This is a genomic window from Microcystis sp. M_QC_C_20170808_M3Col (assembly GCF_007095505.1).
GTDB lineage: Bacteria > Cyanobacteriota > Cyanobacteriia > Cyanobacteriales > Microcystaceae > Microcystis.
On sequence record NZ_SFBY01000264.1, the window covers coordinates 1 to 3895 of the forward strand.

2 protein-coding genes are annotated in these 3895 nt (G+C 48.2%); one reads left to right on the top strand and one right to left on the bottom strand.

Annotated elements, in window-relative coordinates:
• Window positions 1–255 precede the first annotated feature (255 nt).
• Window positions 256–1290, bottom strand: coding sequence for a pyruvate dehydrogenase (acetyl-transferring) E1 component subunit alpha (pdhA, locus tag EWV84_RS12010; RefSeq protein ID WP_287078175.1), 1035 nt, complete (start codon window positions 1288–1290; stop codon window positions 256–258).
• Window positions 1291–1537: 247 nt separating this feature from the next.
• Here pdhA and EWV84_RS12015 point away from each other — a divergent pair, with 247 nt between their 5' ends.
• Window positions 1538–3790, top strand: a complete 2253-nt coding sequence (locus EWV84_RS12015) for an IMS domain-containing protein (protein WP_287078176.1) — start codon at window positions 1538–1540, stop codon at window positions 3788–3790.
• The last annotated feature ends 105 nt before the right edge of the window (window positions 3791–3895 follow it).

The window sequence follows — 3895 nt, forward strand, 5'->3', positions numbered from 1 at the left end:
TTTTAGCTTTAACTTTAAACTCTAAGACAAACATTTTACGCAGGGGGTACTTAGACAAAATCAGTATAGCACAATAAAAGTTAAGTTAACAAGCTATAGTTTAAAAAGCCGTCCTAAAAAGACGGGGCTTTAACCCAAAATTTCGGTAATCAGTGATCAGTAATCAGTGATCAGCAATCAGTGATCAATAAACAGTGATCAGTGAACTGAAAACTCAACTCTGAATAACTGGTAACTGATCACCGATCACTGAAATTACTCGTCTTCAGCGAAAATAAAGCGAGTTAGTTCACTAGGATCGGGTTCAGGGCTAGATTCGGCAAATTTAACCGCTGCCTCGATTTCAGCTAGAATTTTCTCCTCGATTTCTTTTAATTCCTCTCTCGTGGCCAGATCTCGCTCGTAGAGGTAGGCGGCAAAGCGAGTGATCGGATCTCTTTCGCCCCAGAATTGTTTCTCATCAGCACTGCGTAACTCGTCGGGATCTGCCAGAGAGTGACCCCGGAAACGATAGGTTAAGGCCTCAATTAAAGTCGGTCCTTCGCCAGCGCGGGCGCGGGCCACAGCTTCTCTGGCGGCGGCATGAACGGCGACCACATCCATACCGTCCACTTCCACGCCGACCATACTAAAAACACTGGCTTTTTTATAGATTTCCGGTTGAGAAGTGGCTCGATCATGGGCCATACCGATCGCCCACTTATTATTTTCCACCACATAGATAATCGGCAACTTCCAGAGGGCGGCCATATTCAGACACTCAAAAAACTGGCCATTATTACTCGCCCCATCCCCAAAGAAACAGACCGTTACCTGATCGGCACTGGCATCACCCATGGCTTCGCGACGGTACTTACTTTGAAAAGCCGCCCCGGTTGCGACGGGAATCCCCTCGGCCACAAAAGCGTAACCCCCTAAAAGCTTATGTTCGGCGGAAAACATGTGCATGGAGCCACCCCGTCCTTTACTACAGCCGGTAGCTTTGCCGAATAACTCCGCCATTACCTCTTGAGCGGGAACTCCGGCGCTGAGGGCGTGGACGTGATCGCGATAGGTACTAGAAACGTAATCTTCTCCCTGACGCAAGGCTTTAATAATACCGCTAGATATCGCTTCTTGACCGTTGTAGAGGTGGACAAAACCGAACATTTTGCCCCGATAATACATTTCGGCACATTTATCTTCAAACATCCGCCCCAAAACCATATCCTCGTATAGGCGAAGACCTTCAGCTTTGGTAATAATGATGGAAGCAGGATTAAAGGTTGGTAAAGTACGTTCGGAAATCATAGGGTCTGTAGTATCATTTAGACAACAAAAAGGCAAGGGGAGAGGAAGCGGTAGATTTTTCGAGAATTCTGGCAGTGAATTTTTTGGTCTTAAACCAAGGGGTTCTTGGTATTTTCTCTCTCAAATCTAATCTTAGTCAGTCAGAGATTGGCTAGGATAAGATGGTATCTTGTTATTTTACTCGCTCCGCTCTCACTTACATCACTTAATTCACTAAGGACTCTCCAGAGTTGAGGTACAGCTAACCGTGCGAATTCCTCTCGACTACTACAGGATATTGGGAATCCCCTTTCAGGTGAGTGCCGAGCAGATTGATTTGGCCCACGCCGACCGGGGACGGCAATTGCCACGTCAAGAATACAGTCAAACAGCGATCATTGCCCGTCAGCACTTGTTAGATGAAGCTTACCAAGTGTTAAGTGCTGCGGATCGCCGTCGTGATTACGATGCTCAATTTTTTGACCCCAATCCCCTGCTTCTCAACCCAGAAAGCAGCGCCGAAAACCTAGATTCTCACGGTGGGGAAGTGACCGCCGCTTCCCCGGAATATCTCACTCCCCAGATTACCATTGCCCCCGCCGATCTGGTGGGAGCTTTGCTCATCCTGCAAGAGTTGGGAGAATACGAGTTAGTGATTCGTTTGGCCGAAACTTATCTAGATTTAGAGCCAACTACTCGCCCAGACATGATCTTAACCTTGGCTTTGGCCTACGGGGAATTAAGTCGGGAATATTGGCAGGATAAAAATTATGAACAGGCGGCCAGCACCGCGGCCAAAGCCCTGACTTGCTTGGAACAAGAACAAATGTTCCCGCAAGTGGCCAGCGAGATTCGCCATGATTGCGATCGCCTGCGTCCCTACCGGATTCTGGAATTGTTATCCCAAGAAAAAAAACCTAGTCTTGCCCGTCAGCGCGGCTTAAATCTCTTGGAGGAGATGTTGGCCGCTCGCGGCGGCATCGATGGCCAGGGCGACGATCGCTCTGGGTTGGGGGTGGATAATTTTTTACGCTTTATTCAACAGTTACGGGTTTATTTAACTCAGGCCGAACAGGAGAAAATCTGGGCAAAAGAGGCACAACGCCCCTCGGCGGTGGGTAATTATCTGCTAGTCTATGCCTTGATCGCCCGCGGTTTCGCCCAAAAACAACCCGCCGCTATTGTCGCAGCCAGCGAGCGCCTGCAGCAATTACAAAAACATCAGGATGTCTCCCTAGAGCGATCGATCTGCGCCCTACTGCTCGGTCAGACGGAACGAGCAAGCACAATTTTAGAAAAAAGTCAAGAGCAAGAAATATTAAATTATATTAAGGAACAATCTGGGCAATCTGCCGATCTTTTACCCGGGCTATGTCGTTACGGTGAGCGTTGGTTACAAACAGAAGTTTTCTGCCATTTTAGTGATTTAGTCGAGCGGAAAGCCTCACTCAAAGAGTATTTTGCTGAGGAAGATGTACAAAATTATTTAGAAAAATTGTCAGGGTTTCCTGACGAAAAAGTTCCCGTTGAGGTTCGAGAAAAGGCCAGCGAACCCTTAGAATCGGAAGTAAATGTTCTGAAAACCCACACCCCCCCCACCCATTTAAACCCAGTGCTAGGAGCGACACCGATGAGGGAATCCGCTTATTCTTCTTCCCAGTCTCGTCCCCAAAACCCGTCTTTAGCTAGAGTTAACGGTGAGCGGACAAGCACTGCTGTACCCACCCTGAGAGCCACCGCTCAGGGGGAAACTCTCACCCCCTATACTCAGGGCAGTGTAGTGGTGACAGCAGCCTATCGTCAACCGGCACTTAATCCCCCTCGTCGTCGTCCCAGTCGCTCCCGTCCCCCAGCAGCGGGCAACTCCGGGCCGGCAGCCTTAGAAACGGCAAAAACTGCCGTAGTCGCACCGAAACGGAGACGACCGGCCCGCAGAAAACTGCGACTCGATCGAGTGGCGATATTAGGGGTAGGATTAGTGGGAACGCTCGCAGTTTTAGCCCTGGGGGTAAAGGCAATTGTCGATAGTCAATCTCCTTTGGCAGCCTTGCAAGGGGAACAGTTACCGATTTCTTTAAATACTCCCATACTAGAAATTCCTTCGGCTAATGCGGAAGTGATGGCAGGGATTCCCTTAGACAAGGAAACGGCCAAGGAGACGATTCAAGCTTGGTTAGGGGCAAAATCGGCGGCTTTTGGCAGTGAACACCAAAAAGAGCAATTGAAGGAGATTTTAACGGGTTCAGCCTTGCAAATTTGGCAAAAACGAGCGGCGGCTTTACAGGGAAATAACTATTGGCGCTACGATCATCAAGTGGATGTGCGCTCAGTTACTAATAATACGAAAAATCCTAATTTAGCGACGGTGGAAGCGATAGTAAACGAAAAGGCCATGTATTTCCATAATGGCAAGGAAATTGTCAATCGTTCCTATAATGAGTCCTTGAACCTCCGCTATGATTTGGTACGGCAAGGAGATAAATGGTTGATCGAAAAAACCCAAGTCTTACCGCTCAACTAAACTTACTCAAACTTACTTAAAAGTCTGAAAGCTTAGTCATTCGTAGTGGGTCAAGCACGGAGCGGATTAAACGGCAAACCCTTTATTCCCTGGTCAATGACATCA